The following is a 19986-nucleotide window of genomic DNA, read 5'->3' on the forward strand; positions in this document are numbered from 1 at the left end:
CGCTATCGCTTTGTGACAAGTTAAGCTTGTCTCGCCTCAAGCATAATGCGCTTCATATCTCTTACAGCTTTTTCTAAGCCATCTATGGCTGCACGCGCAATAATTGCGTGGCCAATATTTAGTTCATATATTTCAGGCATCTGAGCAATTGGTTTTACGTTATGATAGTGAAGACCATGCCCTGCATTGACGATAATGCCAATAGAGTCTGCATATTGCACACCTTCGCGAATACGCTCAAGTTCCGCACTCTGCTCATTATCTGATTCAGCATCAGCGTAAGCGCCCGTGTGAATTTCAATATAAGGTGCTTTTGTCGCTTTAGCAGCATCAATTTGTGCTTTATCAGCGTCGATGAATAAAGAAACTTTAATACCCGCTGCGCTTAGCTTTTCAACTGCATCACTGACTTTTTCGAAATTTCCAACGACATCCAAGCCACCTTCAGTGGTCAACTCTTCACGTTTTTCTGGAACAAGGCAGACATATTCAGGCTTTACTTCGCACGCAATATCGAGCATTTCATCTGTGACGGCGATTTCAAGATTCATTCGTGTTTGAATCGTCTTTGCCATAACATATACGTCACGGTCTTGAATATGGCGACGATCTTCTCTTAAATGAATGGTGATGCCATCTGCACCGGCATGCTCTGCGACAGCCGCTGCATGTGCTGGATCAGGGTAACTTGTACCACGAGCTTGTCTTAACGTCGCAATATGGTCGACATTTACACCTAATAAAATATCTTTCATTACTCTACCTTGGTTGAAAAAGTTCTCTGCTTTTAAGTGGCTTATTACCAAGCAAAGGTTTTAATAAATAACGGCTTAATGCCTTAGCCTGCCGCCGCGATACTAAGGAGCTATATTCTCCATGGGCAATAGCAAGCAGGGTTTGTCCAGAAAAGCTGCGCTGAATATCATCACTGGGGCAAAAGCCAACTTCCCTGACAAATTGATAATAGCTAGCTTCCTCAATAGGGGCACCAAACGCATCGAAATCGAATTCAATGCCAACCCCGAGTTCATGTAACAGCTGAAACTCATAACTACGCAATATTCCCTCAATTTGTTCACTATTTTCAGCTTTTTTTAGCTGCTGTTCATGCGAAACAATTGCCATAGTATTACCGATATCATAGAGCTGCTTAAGATGCTCTTGATACAAGCAAAATACATGTTCAAGGGGTTCATTTACAGGGATAATGCGATGGGATAATTCGTTAAGATAAAAAGCACAGTATAAATCTGTGCCTTTAAACATCATAGGGGGAGACTGGATCTCAAAATCATTTAAATACTTTAAATCATACTTGCCTGCGTAGCGTACCAGCAAACAAGTAAAAGGCTGCAAAGACGCATTTTGACGTAATGCACGTTTACCTTTGATCCTCGCCAACATAGACAGTTGGCCGACGCCTTCAACGAGCATATTTAGCATCACTTGCGAATCTCTATAAGGTCGCCGGTGGAGCAAATATGCCTGCCGAAAGTCACTATCCAATCAGTCTTCTCCGTAGCCTAAGCTGCGAAGCGCACGTTCGTCATCAGCCCAGCCAGATTTAACTTTTACCCAAAGTTCTAAAAATACTTTATTATCAAGCATGTCTTCTAAATCACGACGCGCTTCGCGACCGATAACTTTAAGCTTCTCGCCTTTATTACCAATCACCATGCGCTTTTGAGATTCTCGCTCAACCAAAATCAACGCATTGATCTGCCAAACACCGTTGTCTTGCCATTTGAACTGCTCAATTTCGACGGTTACTGAGTACGGAAGCTCGTCGCCCATAAAGCGCATTAACTTTTCACGGACAATTTCCGCAGCCAAAAAGCGCATAGAACGATCTGTAACATAGTCATCTGGAAAATAGAACTCACACTCAGGAAGGCGATTTCTAACCTCTTCCTTAACCATATCGATGTTTTTACCAATCTTCGCTGAAACTGGCACAATACCGATAAATTCATGCTGTTCGCTGAGCCACTGCATATGATGCAATATCTCTTCTTTTTCTTTAACTTGGTCACTTTTATTCATCACGACCAAAACAGGGCGGCCGCTGTCTTTTACCTTTTTAAGAACCATTTCATCATCTTGGTTCCAAAGGGTGCCTTCTACCACAAAGATGATTAGCTCAACGTCGCCAATCGAACTACTCGCTGCGCGGTTCATTAAACGGTTAATGGCTCGCTTTTCATCAATGTGTAGACCTGGTGTATCCACGTAGACAGCTTGATAGTTGTCTTCAGTATGAATACCCATAATTCTATGTCGTGTCGTTTGCGGTTTGCGAGACGTGATACTGACCTTTTGCTCAACAATTTTGTTGAGCAAAGTGGATTTACCTACATTTGGGCGGCCAACAATCGCAATCATGCCGCAATGGGTGTTAGGATTCATCTTTTAAAATCTTCAATGCTTGTTCTGCAGCTTTCTGTTCCGCTTTACGGCGTGAACTACCCACAGAAATAATACTATCCATACCCTGTACAGTACACTCAACCGTGAATGTCTGATTGTGTGCTTGCCCTTTTGTATCAATTACCTGATAAGCAGGTAAAGGTAGCTTTCTCGCTTGCAAATACTCTTGCAAGAGTGTTTTAGGGTCTTTCTGGTTATGGCCTGGAGAGATAGCCTCCAAACGGCTTTGATACCACTTAAGTACAAGCGTCTTACAGGTCTCGATGTCTGAATCTAGAAACACCGCGCCAATAATCGCTTCTACCGCATCAGCCAAAGTCGACTCTCTGCGATAGCCACCACTTTTAAGCTCACCTGGGCCAAGCCTTAGATAATCCCCTAAACCAAACTCAACGCCAAACTCTGCAAGTGTTTGACCACGAACTAAAGTCGAGCGCATACGGCTTAGGTCGCCTTCGCGAGCCTTTGGAAACTTATGGTATAAAGCATCTGCAATAACAAAGCTTAAAATAGAATCGCCTAGAAATTCTAGGCGTTCGTTATGCTGACCTTTGTGGCTACGATGCGTCATTGCCTGTTCAAGCAATGCTTGCTCTGCAAAATCGTAGCCAATCTTTTTATATAATTCTGTGACGTTCTTTTTCATTGTTACTGAATGTTACCTAGGCGTTCAAAACGAACCCCTGTTGGAACCCAGCCTGGCAATAAGCTATCTGGACCGTTTTCAAAATCAAAACTCATCCAGATGAATACAGCTTTTCCAACTAAGTTTTCTTTAGGAACAAAGCCCCATACGCGGCTGTCCTGACTATTGTTACGGTTATCGCCGACAGCAAAGTAGCTGTCTTCTGGAACGACCCACTCATCTCGGCGAGTACCAGGTTGCTGGTAATAACGCTCTGACAGTTCCAGTGCTTTCGGGTTAATTAAAATATCATGTTCAACATTAGGTAAAGATTCTGTCAAACGTACTAGTGGCATAGAGCCTTGCTTGAATTCATCGCGATTGACAATTTCAACGTCAATCTTATTGAACTCTCCACACGCTAGTCCATTTCGGCTTTGCTCGCCCTCTTCACACTTTGGATGAATGAAAAGCTGACGATTACGATAAACAATACGATCGCCAGGCAAACCGACAATACGCTTGATAAAGTCAATACGCTCGTCCAACGGGAATTTGAATACAGCAATATCACCACGCTCAGGGTCACCAACATCAACGAGTTGAGAACGCCAAACCGGGTCTTTAATGCCGTACGCATATTTTTGTACCAAAATAAAGTCTCCATCCAACAATGTTGGCATCATTGAACCTGACGGAATTTGAAAAGGTTCAAAAATAAATGATCGAAACACTGTAATTGCCGCAATCATTGGAAAGATAGACTTTGCACTATCAGTTATGGCAGGCACAGGTGCTATCTGGTCAATCACCTCTTGATCAAGAGGCTGCTCCGATGCGCCTTGAGCAAGCGCAATACGTTCCTTACGTTTTGGTGCATACACTAAATGATCTATCAACCAGATCAGGCCCGATCCCAAAGTTAACAGCACGAGAAAGACCGAAAAATAACCTGCCATAAATAATAATTCCTGTTACTTACCTACTTTTAATATTGCAAGGAACGCATCTTGCGGTACTTCAACATTACCTAATTGCTTCATGCGTTTCTTACCTTCTTTTTGCTTTTGTAATAGCTTCTTCTTACGACTCACGTCACCACCGTAACACTTCGCGATTACGTTTTTACGTAACTGCTTAACAGTAGTACGGGCGATAACATGGTTACCAATTGCAGCCTGAATCGCAATATCAAACATCTGCCTTGGAATAAGCTCTCTCAATGCATCAGCAAGTTGACGGCCTCGGCTTTGTGCGTTGTCGCGGTGTACAATGATCGCAAGCGCATCCACTCTATCACCATTAATCAAAATATCACAGCGAACCATGTCAGATACTTGGAAACGCTTGAAATTGTAATCTAATGATGCAAAACCACGGCTAGTCGATTTCAATTTATCAAAGAAATCCATGACTACTTCAGCCATAGGTAATTCGTAAGTTACTGCAACCTGATTACCATGGTAACTCATCTTGGTTTGTACACCACGTTTCTCAATACACAAGGTAATCACATTACCTAAGTACTCTTGTGGTACCAAGATATTGGCTTCTACAATCGGCTCTCTGATTTCTAATATGTCATTAACCGGTGGTAAATCAGACGGGTTATCGATTTGAATAACACCATCTTTGGTTTCAACTTCATAGACCACGGTAGGCGCAGTGGTGATAAGGTCCATGTCATATTCACGCTCTAGGCGCTCTTGGATGATTTCCATGTGTAGCATACCTAAGAAGCCACAGCGGAAACCGAAACCCAGTGCCGTAGAGTTTTCAGGCTCGAAGAACAAAGATGCGTCATTCAAGCTCAATTTATTCAGTGCATCACGGAAGTTTTCATAATCATCTGAAGAAATTGGGAACATACCTGCATAAACCTGCGGCTTCACTTTCTGGAAGCCCGGCAGTGTCTCTTCTGCTGGCGTTTTTGCAAGGGTTATCGTATCACCAACCGGTGCACCATGGATGTCTTTAATACCAGCGATGATAAAGCCAACTTCACCACTCGTTAGTGCACCTGTCTCAGTTTGCTTTGGCGTGAAAATACCAATTTTATCTACGATATGAACTTGATCCGTAGACATAATTTTGATTTTTTCACCTTTACGCAGTTGGCCATGCTTAATACGTACAAGTGATACAACCCCTTGGTAAGGGTCAAACCATGAGTCGATGATCAATGCTTGTAATGGCTTATTCACATCACCCTCAGGTGGTGGGATTTCCTTTACAATCTCTTCTAGAACAGCATCGATACCAATACCGGTCTTTGCACTACACTGCACAGCTTCTAGCGCATCAATACCTACGATCTCTTCGATTTCTTCTGCAACGCGCAGAGGATCGGCCTGTGGTAAGTCAATCTTATTCAGAATTGGAACGACTTCTAAGTCCATTTCAATTGCTGTGTAACAGTTGGCAAGCGTCTGTGCCTCTACACCTTGACCTGCATCGACAACTAATAACGCACCTTCACAGGCAGCCAAAGAACGTGACACCTCGTAGGTGAAGTCAACGTGTCCTGGTGTGTCGATAAAGTTTAACTGGTAGGTTTCGCCATCTTGTGCTGTATAGTTCAAGGTAACACTTTGCGCTTTAATCGTAATACCGCGCTCACGCTCGAGTTCCATTGAATCCAGTACTTGCTGCTGCATTTCGCGGTCTGACAAGCCACCGCATACCTGGATTAAGCGGTCCGAAAGTGTCGATTTTCCATGATCTATATGGGCTATAATTGAAAAGTTACGGATATGCTTCATATACTGGATTCTAAACTTCTGTTATTCACAAATAGAGATTAATCGTCGATTTTACAATTTATTTGACTTAATCACCATCTATTTGCGTGATTGGAAGGCTAATTGGATAAATTTTTATCACTTTTACCTCATGTTTTAGGGTTTGTCCCTTAATCTTCGCTATCCAAAACCCAAAAATTGCAAAACTAGCTGCAAACCCAATCTGACCGAGTTCTGAAAGTGAAAATATAAGTAGCGCACTAAACATACCAAAAAATGCCATGATCAATGGCAACAGATAAACCCAAAGCGCATGCTGGACAACTTTACTATCATCAAGTGCAAGTTTTACTTTCTGGCCAACACTTAATTTTTGCGAAATGGAAATTGGAAATGCTTTTTTGTGGGTACCAAAAAGCTTACTAAAGACTTGAGAGCCGCACTTACCATTGCAGCCCTCGCATGCGGGTTTTTGTTCCGATACGAGCCAAGCTGTATTCCCTTTAAGCTCAGACACGGTAAGTGTTTGCTCAATCATAGGGAACGCTTTACTGATTCTGCGATAGACTTGGCAGTTTCTACAGGCACTTTACCAACAACAGAGACATCAAATGCACCTGCGTTGTGAACATATACCGTTGTTGCACCTGAAGTCAGTGCCCCACTTGCACGTTGACCGGTTAGTGGTCGCTGTACAAACACAGACACTTCCACTAACCCATCAGAATACAAAAAGTAGTCCGCCAGCTCATTGTTCAAGTTTAATTTATGCCTGTCTGACTTTAGTAGCTTAAAGCCACTCGGTAACCAGCCAATTTGCCAGTTATTCTGAAGTTTAGCCTGCGCGTCATCAGCTATCACTGAGACAGGGACAGGTAAGGATTTATTTTTCAATTCTAGTAACTGACCAGCAGGTTTTTCAGTCACTGAAATATGTGTCAATTGCAACTGTTCAAGTACTTCTGCGCGTTGATTTACATAAGCTGCTTTGAGTAGCAAGGCCGATTGTAAATCAACCCATAACCAGTAATTATATTTACTCTCATCTTTTGCGACTAACCTTACAAGTTGAGCAGGCCGGCCCGCAATACGCTCTTTGCCACCGAGCACAAACTCATAACTAGAGTCAAGTGCACCGATGTCACGTAACAATGCTTCAGGGATAGGCCCATCAATCACATCTGTACTTAGAGAATAAGGTTCAGTTTGTGGTTCAAAATAAGTTACCACATCATCAACTCTGACAACCTCAAGCCCTGCGCCATTTAGCAAAGTCAAAATTTCTAAGTCGGTTTGTTCTACCTGACCATGTAACCATCTATATGGTTCCATAGCTTTGCCTTTGACAACAACAAACGATGCATCAAAGTTTCGCTCTTGTACAGCCAACGACATATCTTTAAGCAATTGCCTTGGGCTTATATTTTCATTGGCGTATACCTGAGTAGTCACAAACATACTCAGTACAACCGAGAGCCATTTAATCAAGGTTTAATTTTCCTCTTGTTTATCCTTTTCAGCTTGATTGGTATTTTTTGACAACGCATGCGCCATTCTTGATTGACGTTGATGCTCTAATACCAAAGCGCCTATGCGCTGCTTTTGAAGCTCTCTCACGCCTCGTTCAGCAGACTGCATTGCAGGCTCAGATGACAAGCTTACTGGTGCAACAGTGCCCGTTAGTGGAATAGATTGTAACACAGGCACCTGCGCATCAACGCTATTTTGTGGCATAAAATTATTCACCCCAACTACGGTACATAAAGCAACACTCGCCGCGATAGCAACTTGGGACAACGGGCGACGCCAAAACGACATCTGTATGACATTACTCTCTTTTTCTTGCTGCTGTGAAACCGTATTTTCTTCAGTCATATTGTAAACAGGTTCGTCAGCAATGGCAGCAGCAACACTTGCTGTAATATCTATGCAAGGCGCAGCTTGTTCTTTTTGTCTCATTACATCACCGATCAGTGCGTAACGAGCAAACTTTTCTGCGTCTAATTGAGCTTGGTTCCCTATATTAAGTTCACGTTCTGCATCTAATATTTCAGACGTCAATTGCTCATTGTTTACATCAAACTTTGACTGCGTCATTTAATCTTTACCTATGAGTGGGTTAATATTTTTATCAATGGCTTCACGTGCCCTAAAAATCCGAGACCTGACAGTACCAACAGGACACTCCATTACCACAGCAATCTCTTCATAACTCATTCCTTCAATTTCTCTGAGAGTAATCGCTGTTTTTAAGTCATCGGGCAACTCTTCTATTGTGTTAAAGATAACCGCTTTGATTTCATCACTTAAAAGCAAACTTTCTGGAGAAGCATTCGATCTTAGTTGATCAGCGCCATCATAAGTTTCAGCTTCCTCGGCATCTATATCACTGGCAGGAGCTTTTCTCCCCTGCGATACTAAATAATTTTTAGAGCAGTTCACTGCAATTCTGTATAACCAAGTATAAAACGCACTATCACCGCGAAAATTAGGCAGAGCCCTATACGCTTTGATAAACGCCTCTTGAGCCACGTCGGCTACATCACCTGAGTTAGATACATACCGAGATATCAACGCCGCCACCTTATTTTGATACTTGGCAACCAGAAGGTTAAAGGCGTTTTTATCTCCTTGCTGAACTTTTCTAACTAATTCTAAATCCAAATCCTGCTCGTTCATTCGAGCCGGTACTCCTCTTTGTTATTACTTATATTCGCGCAGTGTTGCCATCATTTTACAGCTAGTCTGACTCTACCATGAATAAAAAGTTCTGTTTTTTTAATATTTTTTTTAAAATACTTCGTATTACTTCGTCTCAGACGTGACACAGCTACAATTTATATTTCGCACCAGTGCCCTGTATTGATATATGATAGACGCTATCTTTGTAGTTGTAACATAACTTTAAAAGCTAAGAACCACTAACATGAAGAAAAAAATGCAGCATCAGACAGATGTGATTATTGTCGGTAGCGGCGCCGCTGGACTCAGCCTTGCCCTTTCTTTGGCAAATCATTGCCAAGTTACTGTCATTAGTAAAGGGGACTTAAAGGAAGGCTCAACATTATATGCCCAAGGCGGTATCGCAGCGGTATTCGATAAAAAGAACGACAGCATTGAGTCTCATGTAGAAGATACACTCAAAGCAGGCGGTGGCTTATGTGACAGAGAAGCTGTTCATTACACTGCATCAAATGCCAAAAAATGTCTGAAATGGCTAATAGAGCAAGGCGTGCCATTTGATATGGAGTTTGATAGTAAGGGAAAAGAGCGCTACCACCTGACTCGAGAGGGAGGGCATAGTCACAGACGTATTTTGCATGCAGCCGATGCCACAGGCAAAGCAGTACAAACCACGTTAGTCGAACGTGTACTTGAACACAACAATATAACTGTATTAGAGCAATACAACGCCATTGACCTCATCACCGATAAGACAAATGATGATAAACATGTAAACGGTCTATACGTCTATAATCGAAAGCATAACTGTGTTGAGTCTATCGCAGCCAAATATGTTGCCTTGGCAACTGGCGGTGCGAGTAAGGTCTACCTTTATACTTCAAACCCAGATGTTTCAAGTGGTGACGGTATCGCCATGGCTTGGCGTGCTGGCTGTAAAGTGGCCAATATGGAATTTAATCAATTTCACCCTACCAGTTTATACCACCCTGAATTGCAAAACTTTCTCATCACCGAGGCCATGCGTGGTGAAGGCGCACATTTAAAACGCCCTGATGGCACACGTTTTATGCCTGATTTCGATGAGCGAGAAGAGCTGGCTCCCAGAGATGTCGTCGCTCGTGCAATTGATTATGAAATGAAACGCCTAGGTGCGAATTGCGTTTACTTAGATATTTCTCATAAAAACAAAGATTTCATAATCGAGCATTTCCCAACCATTTACGCCAAATGTCTGAGCGTCGGCTTGGATATTACCAAAGAACCGATCCCTGTCGTACCCGCAGCACATTACACCTGCGGAGGCGTCATGACAGACTTCAATGGCAAAACAGATATTGGAAATTTATATGCAATTGGTGAGGTTGCTTACACCGGTTTACATGGTGCAAACCGCATGGCCAGTAACTCTTTACTTGAGTGTATTGTATTTGCTCACGCCGCAGCACAAGACATTCTTGCAAATATAGACTCGCAGCCTGAGGTTAAACCTTTGTCCCCTTGGGATGAGAGCCAAGTAAGTGATTCTGACGAAGAAGTCGTTATTACCCATAACTGGCATGAACTCAGACTGTTTATGTGGGACTATGTCGGTATCGTGCGCTCAACAAAAAGGCTGGAGCGTGCACTAAGGCGCGTAGAGCTACTACAGCAAGAAATTGACGAGTATTACGCTAATTTCCGTGTCAGCAATAACCTGCTGGAGCTGCGTAATCTCGTGCAAGTTGCAGAGCTAATTATTCGTAGCGCACTTGCTCGAACAGAAAGTCGCGGTCTTCATTATACTTTGGACTTCCCTGAACAGCATGATAAACCAGAGCCAACAATCTTAAAGCCCTAGTTTATCGCGCTTGCAATGCAATGCGACTTAAGTGACACCAACTGTCAGGGTCCATTGCATTGTCAATAAACATCAGCCTGCACTTTTCCCCGCAATCACTATAGAGCTCAAAAGTAATTATCGACGCATATTTTTGCGTGTGCCTTATTACCCCTTCAAAAATGACCTCTTTGTCTGAAAGCTGTACCCAAGCATCCTGTTCAATTAACACCAAATCACCCGAGACAGGCATGATTTTAGCGGTGTGCTTTAATGCAAATAGATACCCAGCGTAGCAAAGCGCACTGATAGACCACCATATTGAGGGAAAGATAAGAGAAAGAGTGAAAGCCAATGAAATGAAGCAGACCACAATGATCTTGTGGTCCAGAATATTGTTTTGAAAAGAGATACTAAACGCGGACTCTATCAAGGATAAATTTCACCATATTTTCTAAGTCAGGGTGAGGACACTTTTCATGGCCCATAAACCATGCAAACAAATCTGGGTCTTCGACCTCTAATAAGCGTTGAAAGACAAGTTTGTCCGCATCACTTAACTGATCATAAGCTTCGTCAACAAACGGCTCAAGCAATACATCTAACTCTAACATGCCACGGCGACAAGCCCACTTAATGCGGGGTTTCGGATACAATTGCTCCATATTGCTCAACTACCTCTTATTTTGCACATAAACATCTCGAGAGGCAGTATAACCGATACTCACCAATCAGGAAAATGAGTTCGTACTTCTATTGCGTCAGCGCAAAATCAACTGCACTGTACAACCCATAATCATTATTAAGAATTATTGTCATTTGATCTTGCTTTTGCCTATCTCAGAACCCATTTATCAGGTAACATTATCTAAACTATTTACTCAGGATCAGCTTGATGGCCACTGTATACAAACTCCCTCTTCGCTTACTCTCAGTATCCGGACAAGACAAACTTAGTTACCTACATGGACAGGTTACCCAAGATATTAACCTAGTCCAAGAAAATAATTTTTTATGGACAGGTCACTGCAGCCCGAAGGGTAAGTTATGGGCAGCACTGCGCGTCTTTCGTCTTGACGATGCTTTTTGCTTACTAGGCTCAGAACCTGAAGCCGAGGTAGCCTGCCGTGAGCTAGGTAAGTATGGTGTATTTGCCAAAGTGGATATCAAGTTAACTGAACATCTGTGCTTCGGTGTACTAGCAGATGCGTATGATGAAGTATCTCAGGCCCTTAACTTACAGTTCGAAGCAGATAACAACGCATGTCAATTTGCGTCAGGCAAAGCGCTAAAGCTAGATGATAGTAGCCTTATTTTAATTTTTGATAAAATTGAATCTGTACCGGAGTTGTTCAACATAGAGCAAGATGCAAGTACCTTTCAAATTCGTGATATTTTGGCAGGAGAGCCACAATTAGGCGAGCGTGGTATCGATGAGTTCGTTCCACAGATGGTCAACCTGCAAGCTTTAAATGGTATCAGCTTTAAGAAGGGCTGCTATACTGGTCAAGAGACAGTAGCGCGAATGCGTTATCTGGGCAAAAATAAACGTGCTATGTTCATTGTTCAAGGTCAATCTGACGCGCAACTTGACGCCACAGATCTTGAAATGCAATTAGAGGAAAATAACTGGCGTAGAGCAGGTAAAGTCATTCATCAAGCATATGACTCAAAAACTAAAACATATTATGCACTCGCAGTCTTACCAAACGATTTAGAAGATTCAGCAGTATTGAGACCTAAAGACAACGACTCAGTATCGCTAAACATCAAGGCATTGCCTTACTCTATAGAAGATAATTAACGGAAATACTATGAAAATTGCTCAAAATGCAGTGGTAAAAATGCATTATGCTGTTTTGGATGATGACCAAAACACCATTGACAATACGTTTGACGAAGAGCCTCTTGAATTTATCATTGGCACAGGCTTTTTGATTGAGGGCTTAGAAAATGCACTCATCGATAAGCAAGCTGGTGACAAAATTAGTGTGACTGTGAAACCTGAAGAAGGTTACGGTGAGCGCAACGACAATTTAACTCAAGCAGTTCCTAAAAGTATGTTTGAAGGAATTGATGTTGAAGTTGGCATGCAATTTCGTGCAACAACAGATGAAGGTGAGCAGGCGGTTATCGTCATAGGTGTTGAAGACGATGAAGTCATCGTCGATGGTAACCACCCACTTTCAGGCCTTACACTGCATTTTGACGTAGAAATACTAGATGTACGTGAAGCTACAGCCGATGAGCTAGCACATGGTCATGTGCACGGTACTGGCGGTTGTGGACACGACCATTAAAAAAAAGCGCCTATTCGGCGCTTTCTTCTTGTTTTACTTTATCTTTCATTGCAGCCAGTAAACCAGCTTGATCTGACGTCCCCAATCGGTATTTGGTGCCATCCGTCATACTCACCTCTATCGCTTTAAAGCCTGACACACTATAAACCCAGCCATCATGGGAAATACGTATTCCAATTCCATGTCTAAAAGAGTTAGTCACCGCACGCACTTCATCAATATCATCAAATGAAATTGTTTTTTTCGCGACTTTTGGCCCAAACCACCAGCTCAATTGTTGATTTTGAGCATCAACTTTAATAGTTAAGCCATAAAATGCGACAGCCACGAGCAATAGGATCACGCCAAATGCGATAACGCCAACATTTGCGCCGAGCAAAACTAACCCAATTACAACAAAAATACCTAGCCAAGCTAAAATACCCCAAATTGCCCATGCGAGCTGTGTTTTTTGATACATATTGCCTCAATCAAAACCGTATACAAAGGTCACCCCAAACTCGGTGTCCACTTTACTTTTATCTTCTTCAGGGTCTGAATTATACCGATATGTATAAGAAACCTTAAGTGACAACCCTTCAATCACTTGGCTAATTAAGGACGTTTCAGAAAAACTTCTATGGCCTAAACCAGAAACTGATCGTTCGTAACTAAAATCTTGATTAAAACGAGTTCGCTTCGAAATGTTTCTCTCCCACTGCAAAGAAGCACGTAAAAGATACCCTTTTTCAGTCCTTTTTTCGTGAGGCATTAACTCTGTTTCATCATCAACTCTATACACAAGAACCCCTGGCCCTAAGTGAAAGTCGACCGTATTTTTGCGGCCTTCAAACAAGCGATTACCATAACCTACGACGAAAGTACTGGTATATTCCCTACCATTAAATTTATCAGCTTCATAATCACCGTAAACAAAAAATGACTCATTATCTGCGCCAAATTTATAACTTGTTTTTGCTGATACAAAATAACGTGACGCAGTTTCGTCTTCAATGCCCGTCTCAGTATCTGTTTCATCAGCGTAATGCCCGTCAACTTTAAATTGATTTCGCCAATGTTTAAAATCTTGATAAAGGTTACCATTTAACTTGAATGAAGAATTTTTTGTATTACCACTGTTAGCAATAAACCCAAATTCTACATCTCCATACAAAAACTCACCTTGGTGTAGTTCATGGATCTCTTCTTCGGATAGCTCACCATATTCATGGAAGTCTTCGAACGGATCAACTGCAAATGCCTGCAAACTGTAAAGAGCAAACATCAATAAAAGTAACTTCACTTTTTTCACTAAACTACGAACTCTTTATGATTGCTTCCAGATAACATGACAAAATGGCGCATCTAGATCTCTGCTTATCAGCACTTTAGCGAACACTTCATCGCCATCCTCAAATTCTATTCCTATTGTGACTTGAACAAAGTGTGCTTTCTCTGCCTCTTGCTCAAATGCAACAACCGTTTGCCAACTATCGTCAACATCAGCCTCTTCGATAAAGCCAAACTCTTCTCTATGCTCGTTGAATACATCAATGTCTTCTTGAGATAAGTTATCCGGCGCTAATTCAAGAAAAATATCGTATGCCTGGTGTGTTACTTCTTCTATACTACTCAGTCTTGCACTCATATCCTCACCCCTAACTAAAATAAGCCAATTTATAATACCAAAGTCATCTATTTTTTTTCTACACAGATAGGGTGTAATGAATAAATTTAACGCCAAATAACAGCGTGTACGAGCACAATCTCAACTTAAAGACATTCATACCATATTGCTCTTCTTACTTGTGCCCAAAAAAAGCGCTTTTGCTGGCAATGTTAGTTCTTTTACTCTAGCCTTAACTTAAAAGAAAAATAATAAATATCGGAGCTTATATGGTGCAATTTAAAATAGCTAATGACATTGCTTGGGTCACATTACAGCGTCCACAAAAACAAAACGCGCTGTCTTTTGATATGTTTAAGCAACTCGATAAAATCATAAAAATAATTCGCTCAAACCATAGCATTAGAGCGGTTGTTCTTCAGGGTGAAGGTGAGCACTTTTGTGCTGGGCTCGATGTCAAAAGTGTGACTAAGCACCCTAGTCAAATCATAAAGCTTTTAGCCAAAATACTCCCAGGCAACCAAAACTTAGTACAGCGTGTTGTGCTTGGCTGGCGAACATTGCCTATTCCAGTATATGCAACTTTACAAGGAAATTGTTTAGGAGGAGGACTACATATCGCACTCGGCGCTGACTTTAGAATAGCTACATCAAATACCCAAGTTGCCATTATGGAATCAAGGTGGGGGCTTTGCCCAGATATGGGCACAAGTGTCATTCTCCCATCCTACATACGTCAAGATCATGCTTTGCTCCTTGCTATGAACGCTGAACGTATAAATGCACAACGTGCACAAGAACTAGGTCTGATCACAACTATCACAGATGAACCGAAAAAGTATGTTGAGCAACAAGTCGATTCTCTACGCCAACACTCTCCCGACGCGCTCGCAGCAATCAAACTGCTTTACAACCGAGCCTATCAGCAACCCTCACGTAAATTATTATGGCTAGAAACCTGGTACCAAATTAAATTATTATGTTCAAAAAACACTCGTATCGCCATGAGAAATGGTGTAGAAGAGAGTGATACTCTACCTTATCAGAAGCGCATGAGATGGAAGTAACCTCAGCATTCTCATTAACTTGTCAATAAAACGCCGTGCAACTATTTAACGCTTTTTTCTCTTTGCTCTGTATCGTAGTTTGCCTATACAGTGCCAAACTGCTCGTCGCACTCACGGCTCTGAATATTCCAGCGCCTCTAGTGGGGTTAGTAATGCTCTTTATTTTGCTGCATTGGCGTATTATCAAGCCACAGAGGCTCGCTAATACCAGCCAATTTTTAATTAAATACTTGCCACTATTTTTTATTCCCGTGGGTGTTGGATTTATCAGTGATTTAAACACAATAACGGACAACTTACTTTTAATAGGCCTACTGCTCACGCTATTACCCTGTTTAGTATTGATCCTTGTTGGTAAGCTCGCCTCAAAAGGAAGATACCGTGATTAGTATACTTGTTTGTTCATTTACAATTTTACTTTTCATGGTGGCGAGAAAAATACATCTTACTTGGCCCAGCCCACTATTAAACCCGGTATTGATCTGTATTGCATTGATTAGTGTGTTACTGCTCATTTCTGGGGTCAGCTACGACAATTACTTTCAAGCGAGTATGCCAATTGACTGGTTATTAGAACCCGCGGTCGTCGCGCTTGCCTTTCCGCTCTATCAGCAATATGCCTATATTAAACCCGTTTTCATGCTGTTACTCGTGTGTACCTTCGCGGGGATTTCGTGTTCAACGATCATCGCGTATACGCTGTGTGCTCTTTTTAATGCAAACGACGTATTGATGAGCACCATGATGGCACTGTCAGTAACCACTCCTATCACACTCCTTATTACGGAATCTTTAGGTGGGATGCCAAGTGTCGCTGCAGCCATGGTCATTTTGATCGGTGTATTTGGTGGTGTATTTGGCATGTATATCTTAACACTGCTCAAAATCTCTCAGCCACAGGCTAAAGGTATTGCATTGGGTGTAAGCTGCCACGCCATTGGGACAGCCGCCGCTATGGAACATCACCCTTTAGCTGGGGCGTTTGCATCAGCAGCCATGATTTTAAGCGCGCTTATCAGTGCGTTTTGGGTTCCTGTATTATTTACTATACTCAATCACTTAAACATTTAGTTAACTCACACTATAGATCAAGGAGCAACGCTTGATAGAGCAAGAAATCGCCCAGTTTGAAAAGTACTACGATATGATCCGCACTTACTTGCTCACCTACAGTATGCAATTACTTGCGGCTATTATGATATTAATTTTTGGTTTATGGCTTGCCAAAAAGTTGGCCGGTGCAACACATACGTTGATGGCGCGACATGATATCGACATCACCTTAACAAACTTTGTCGCTAACGTCGTCAAGGTCATTGTGGTGACCATGTTCATCATCATTGCCTTAGGTAAAATTGGCATCAGCGTCACGCCATTTGTTGCTGCAATAGGTGCAGCTTCACTTGGTGCAGGATTAGCAGTACAAGGCATGTTATCAAATTATGGCGCTGGACTTGCGCTCATAGCAACACGCCCCTTTGTTGTGGGAGATACAATCTCAATTAAGGGCGTCAGCGGGCAAGTCAAATCGATTGAGCTTGGTCATACTATTTTAATCAATGAACAGAAAGTCGAAATCACCGTACCAAATAAACATATTATTGGTGAAGTGCTGCACAATTCATTCAACTATTCACATGTCGAAGGTCAAATTGGTATCGCTTATAGCGCCTCAGCCGACGCCGCCATTTCGGTGATCGAGAATATCCTCAGCAATTACGAGGGAGTGGCAACAGATCCCGCGCCACAAGTAGGCATTGAAGGCTTTGCTGACAGCGCTGTTACCATCAGCTATCGCTATTGGACACCAACAATTTCTCTGATTGAAAACAAGCTCCACGTTAATTTAGCAATTTACCGAGATATCAAGGATGCACAAATCGAAATCCCATTTCCTCAGCGTGTTGTCACTATTAAATCAAGCGCAGCAAAGTTCGACTGAGCTTGAAGACATCGCCAAAATAAAAAAGCCATTGATTAACCCTTAACATAGCTCTATGCTGGATACGTTTTGTTCACAAAACATACAACATGTAAGGAGAAAAACAATGAGAAAAAGCAATATGAGCTATTTGCTCGGTAGTAGCGTTCTGCTGCTATCTAGCATGCAAACCCTAGCTGCAAATTGTACTGGTTTAGCCACTTGGCAAGCGTCTGAAGTCTATCGTGCTGGAGATCAGATCAAACACTTAAATAGCGCTTTTGAAGCAAGATGGTATAGCCAAAATGAAGATCCTCAACAAAATTCAGGGGACTATCGAGTTTGGAAAAATTTAGGGGCTTGCGGTGGCAACCAAAACCCAGAAGTAACGCTATTAACCCCTGCTCAAGGAAGTGTTTTTGCACAAAATGACAGCGTTGTCTTGTCGGCAAATGCATCCGATGCTGATGGCGCGGTTGGCCAAGTCGAATTTTTTATCGATGACGTTTCAGTGGGCTTTGACAATCAAGCCCCCTATCAAATTAACTGGGTAGCACAGTTAGGTCCGCATGTGGTATCTGCTGTTGCAACCGATGATCAAGGTGCGATTAGCCAAGCAAGCTCTGTCAATATAGAAGTCAAAGATACGAGCAATAATACGCCGCCAGTCATTGAACTGAGCTCACCTAATAATAATGATCAGTTTACGCTGGGTGATGTTGTGCGTATCACAGCCACGGCAACCGATACCGATGGCTCGATTGCTAGCGCATCAATTTCAGTCAATAGTACTGAGGTTGCTACATTTGCCAATGGCAATATCGCTTATGACTGGGTTAGTGACACATCAGGTCAAGTGCAAATTAACATCTCAGCCACCGACAACAGCAATGCAACCAGTGATACCAAGGTTAACGTTAAGATCGCTTCTGCCTCGCAAGGCGGGTGTGCAGGTCTCAAGTCCTATCAAGCAGGGCAAGCCTATCAAAATGGTGAACTTGTCTCTCATAACAATAGAAAATATCGTTGTGACGTCAGTGGCTGGTGTAGCTCAAATGCTCAATGGGCATACGAGCCTGGTGTCGGACAACATTGGTCTGATGCGTGGAGTGATTTAGGCATTTGCGCCATCGCACCTGAAATACGCTTCATTTCCCCACAGCCAAATAGCACTTTATTGCAAGGGCAAGCCACAGAAGTATCAGTGACAGCAAGTGATGCAGATGGCTCCGTAGCACAATTAGATGTCTACGCCGGTCAAACCTTATTAGGTAGCTTTACAAGCGGTACAGCCACGGTCAATTGGCAGCCTTCGACACTGGGGGCCGCCACGTTATCTGCTAATGCCACCGATAATGAAGGTAATATCGCTACCCAGCAGATACAAGTAAACGTTACAGACAAACCTGTTGTTATTGACTTAACCTCACCCACTGCGGGCACCCAATATGTGATTGGCGATACAATAAATATGAGTGCCCAAGCGCAAGCCCTCACCGGCACCATTAGCAGTGTAGATTTTTACGCCAATGGTACGCTGCTCGGTAGCGACACGACCTCTCCTTACACTTGGACCTATACAGCCTCAGTCCTCGGTAATCAAACTCTGACAGCCGTTGCCAAAGATAGTGCTGGCAATCAAGCTACTAGCTCAGGGACAAGCATCTCTATCATTGACAAGCCAATAGGTAAAACACATAAGCTCATTGGTTATTGGCATAACTTTGTCAATCCAGCTGGTTGCCCCATCCCATTGGCACAAATGTCGCCTGCATGGGACATCATTGATATCGCTTTTGCAGAAAATGACCGTAATTCAGATGGTACGGTACACTTCAAGCCATTTGAAAAAGACATACGTTCAAACTGTCCACCAATTGATCCTGTGCAATTCAAAGCTGATATGAAGGCACTGCAAGCTCAAGGCAAGGTGTTTGTTTTAAGCTTAGGTGGCGCAGAGGGTACAATCACGCTCAACACTGATGCTGACGAAGCAAAGTTCGTTTCAAGCCTCACCAACATCATTCAAGAGTGGGGATTTGACGGACTAGATATTGACTTGGAGAGTGGCTCGAATTTAGTACATGGTTCACAGATACAAGCGCGCTTACCTAGAGCACTCAAGCAAATTGAGCAAAACATGGGCGGGAATATGGTCCTCACCATGGCCCCTGAACACCCTTATGTTCATGGCGGAATGATTGCTTACACCGGCATTTGGGGTGCCTATATCCCTCTAATTGACGCACTCAGAGATACGTTAGATTTACTCCATGTCCAGCTTTACAATAACGGTGGACTACCTAATCCGTATGAGCCAGGTAGTGCACCTGAAGGCTCTGTGAATATGATGGTTGCTCACGCTAAAATGCTTATTGAAGGGTTTGATTTAGCCGATGGTACGCGTTTCGCACCACTGAGAGACGACCAAGTTGCGATTGGTTTACCATCAGGTCCAAAATCAGCAAACTCAGGACAAGCGCCAACCGCAAATATCATTGCTGCGTTAGATTGTGTAACAAAAGGCTTAAGTTGCGGCACGATTAAACCGGCATTTAATTATCCTAAGTTCGGTGGTGTAATGACCTGGTCTATCAATTGGGACAAGTATGATGGTTATAACTTCTCTAAACCAATTGGTGATAAATTAACGCAAATGAATCAAGGTAATTAATTACACTGAATCATTTGCCTCTTTTATAATGACACCAAACGCCTGATAGTATTTATCAGGCGTTTTATGTTTTAAAACCCACTACAGTTACTTGAGCATACAAGACTTATTAACCACTCACCTT

The 19986-nt window shown here is 42.5% G+C and carries 23 protein-coding genes; 8 read left to right on the forward strand and 15 right to left on the reverse strand.

What is annotated here, in order from left to right; genetic code table 11:
• Positions 1-20 precede the first annotated feature (20 nt).
• The 10 genes from pdxJ to rpoE all read right to left on the reverse strand — a co-directional run bounded on the left by pdxJ (position 21) and on the right by rpoE (position 8472).
• A complete protein-coding gene (pdxJ, locus tag L1077_RS00640; protein ID WP_237135159.1) occupies positions 21-755 on the reverse strand; it encodes a pyridoxine 5'-phosphate synthase in 735 nt (244 codons plus the stop codon).
• Positions 756-759: 4 nt separating this feature from the next.
• Positions 760-1506: a DNA repair protein RecO gene (gene recO, locus L1077_RS00645; RefSeq protein WP_237135160.1), complete on the reverse strand. Its 747-nt coding sequence runs from the start codon at positions 1504-1506 to the stop codon at positions 760-762.
• The gene (era, locus tag L1077_RS00650) at positions 1507-2406 is read right to left on the reverse strand and encodes a GTPase Era (protein ID WP_063360679.1); all 900 of its coding nucleotides are present in this window, start codon (positions 2404-2406) and stop codon (positions 1507-1509) included.
• Positions 2396-3073 carry a ribonuclease III gene (rnc, locus tag L1077_RS00655; RefSeq protein WP_063360680.1) on the reverse strand — a complete coding sequence of 226 codons (678 nt, stop codon included), beginning with the start codon at positions 3071-3073 and terminating at the stop codon, positions 2396-2398. The genes era and rnc overlap by 11 nt, the downstream gene beginning before the upstream one ends.
• A 2-nt stretch (positions 3074-3075) precedes the next feature.
• Positions 3076-4011 (reverse strand): signal peptidase I, encoded by a 936-nt coding sequence (gene lepB, locus L1077_RS00660; RefSeq protein ID WP_063360681.1) that lies wholly within the window; start codon positions 4009-4011, stop codon positions 3076-3078.
• Between the two features lie 15 nt (positions 4012-4026).
• The gene (lepA, locus tag L1077_RS00665; RefSeq protein WP_237135161.1) at positions 4027-5814 is read right to left on the reverse strand and encodes a translation elongation factor 4; all 1788 of its coding nucleotides are present in this window, start codon (positions 5812-5814) and stop codon (positions 4027-4029) included.
• Positions 5815-5881: 67 nt separating this feature from the next.
• Complete coding sequence (locus tag L1077_RS00670) at positions 5882-6331, reverse strand: SoxR reducing system RseC family protein (RefSeq protein ID WP_237135162.1); 450 nt, start codon at positions 6329-6331, stop codon at positions 5882-5884.
• On the reverse strand, positions 6328-7278 hold the full coding sequence (locus L1077_RS00675; RefSeq protein WP_237135263.1) for a MucB/RseB C-terminal domain-containing protein: 951 nt from the start codon (positions 7276-7278) through the stop codon (positions 6328-6330). Before L1077_RS00675 ends, L1077_RS00670 begins: the two co-directional genes overlap by 4 nt.
• Before the next feature lie 6 nt (positions 7279-7284).
• Positions 7285-7890, reverse strand: a complete 606-nt coding sequence (locus tag L1077_RS00680) for a sigma-E factor negative regulatory protein (protein ID WP_237135163.1) — start codon at positions 7888-7890, stop codon at positions 7285-7287.
• Positions 7891-8472 (reverse strand): RNA polymerase sigma factor RpoE, encoded by a 582-nt coding sequence (gene rpoE, locus L1077_RS00685; RefSeq protein WP_237135164.1) that lies wholly within the window; start codon positions 8470-8472, stop codon positions 7891-7893. It abuts the gene before it with no gap.
• Positions 8473-8719: 247 nt separating this feature from the next.
• On the opposite strand from rpoE, the gene nadB reads away from it, so the two are divergent.
• Positions 8720-10315 (forward strand): L-aspartate oxidase, encoded by a 1596-nt coding sequence (gene nadB, locus L1077_RS00690; protein ID WP_237135165.1) that lies wholly within the window; start codon positions 8720-8722, stop codon positions 10313-10315.
• 1 nt (position 10316) lies between these two features.
• Here nadB and L1077_RS00695 read toward each other — a convergent pair whose 3' ends face one another.
• Both L1077_RS00695 and L1077_RS00700 read right to left on the reverse strand, forming a co-directional pair.
• Complete coding sequence (locus tag L1077_RS00695) at positions 10317-10727, reverse strand: hypothetical protein (RefSeq protein ID WP_237135166.1); 411 nt, start codon at positions 10725-10727, stop codon at positions 10317-10319.
• On the reverse strand, positions 10708-10959 hold the full coding sequence (locus L1077_RS00700; RefSeq protein ID WP_063360688.1) for an FAD assembly factor SdhE: 252 nt from the start codon (positions 10957-10959) through the stop codon (positions 10708-10710). Before L1077_RS00700 ends, L1077_RS00695 begins: the two co-directional genes overlap by 20 nt.
• A 230-nt stretch (positions 10960-11189) precedes the next feature.
• On the opposite strand from L1077_RS00700, the gene ygfZ reads away from it, so the two are divergent.
• Together ygfZ and L1077_RS00710 are read left to right on the forward strand one after the other, a co-directional pair.
• Entirely contained in the window at positions 11190-12098 is a 909-nt protein-coding gene (gene ygfZ / locus L1077_RS00705; RefSeq protein WP_237135167.1) for a CAF17-like 4Fe-4S cluster assembly/insertion protein YgfZ, read from the forward strand.
• A gap of 10 nt (positions 12099-12108) precedes the next feature.
• Entirely contained in the window at positions 12109-12594 is a 486-nt protein-coding gene (locus L1077_RS00710) for an FKBP-type peptidyl-prolyl cis-trans isomerase (protein WP_237135168.1), read from the forward strand.
• Between the two features lie 10 nt (positions 12595-12604).
• On the opposite strand, the gene L1077_RS00715 is transcribed toward L1077_RS00710, so the two are convergent.
• Genes L1077_RS00715 through L1077_RS00725 form a run of 3 tightly spaced genes read right to left on the reverse strand, consistent with a single transcriptional unit; the run spans position 12605 to position 14221 of the window.
• A complete protein-coding gene (locus L1077_RS00715) occupies positions 12605-13054 on the reverse strand; it encodes a hypothetical protein (protein ID WP_237135169.1) in 450 nt (149 codons plus the stop codon).
• 6 nt (positions 13055-13060) lie between these two features.
• A complete protein-coding gene (locus L1077_RS00720; RefSeq protein ID WP_237135264.1) occupies positions 13061-13858 on the reverse strand; it encodes a DUF481 domain-containing protein in 798 nt (265 codons plus the stop codon).
• A 42-nt stretch (positions 13859-13900) separates the two neighbouring features.
• Positions 13901-14221: a DUF440 family protein gene (locus L1077_RS00725; protein WP_237135170.1), complete on the reverse strand. Its 321-nt coding sequence runs from the start codon at positions 14219-14221 to the stop codon at positions 13901-13903.
• A gap of 248 nt (positions 14222-14469) precedes the next feature.
• On the opposite strand from L1077_RS00725, the gene L1077_RS00730 reads away from it, so the two are divergent.
• The 5 genes from L1077_RS00730 (at position 14470) to L1077_RS00750 (ending at position 19862) form a co-directional block, all read left to right on the forward strand.
• On the forward strand, positions 14470-15267 hold the full coding sequence (locus L1077_RS00730) for a crotonase/enoyl-CoA hydratase family protein (RefSeq protein WP_237135171.1): 798 nt from the start codon (positions 14470-14472) through the stop codon (positions 15265-15267).
• A 35-nt stretch (positions 15268-15302) separates the two neighbouring features.
• Entirely contained in the window at positions 15303-15656 is a 354-nt protein-coding gene (locus L1077_RS00735) for a CidA/LrgA family protein (RefSeq protein ID WP_237135172.1), read from the forward strand.
• Positions 15649-16338 (forward strand): LrgB family protein, encoded by a 690-nt coding sequence (locus L1077_RS00740; RefSeq protein WP_237135173.1) that lies wholly within the window; start codon positions 15649-15651, stop codon positions 16336-16338. The genes L1077_RS00735 and L1077_RS00740 overlap by 8 nt, the downstream gene beginning before the upstream one ends.
• Positions 16339-16369: 31 nt before the next feature.
• The gene (locus L1077_RS00745; RefSeq protein WP_237135174.1) at positions 16370-17209 is read left to right on the forward strand and encodes a mechanosensitive ion channel family protein; all 840 of its coding nucleotides are present in this window, start codon (positions 16370-16372) and stop codon (positions 17207-17209) included.
• A 106-nt stretch (positions 17210-17315) separates the two neighbouring features.
• A complete protein-coding gene (locus L1077_RS00750) occupies positions 17316-19862 on the forward strand; it encodes an Ig-like domain-containing protein (protein WP_237135175.1) in 2547 nt (848 codons plus the stop codon).
• The last annotated feature ends 124 nt before the right edge of the window (positions 19863-19986 follow it).

The organism is Pseudoalteromonas luteoviolacea (genome assembly GCF_021654285.1).
In the GTDB taxonomy this organism is placed as follows: domain Bacteria; phylum Pseudomonadota; class Gammaproteobacteria; order Enterobacterales; family Alteromonadaceae; genus Pseudoalteromonas; species Pseudoalteromonas luteoviolacea_J.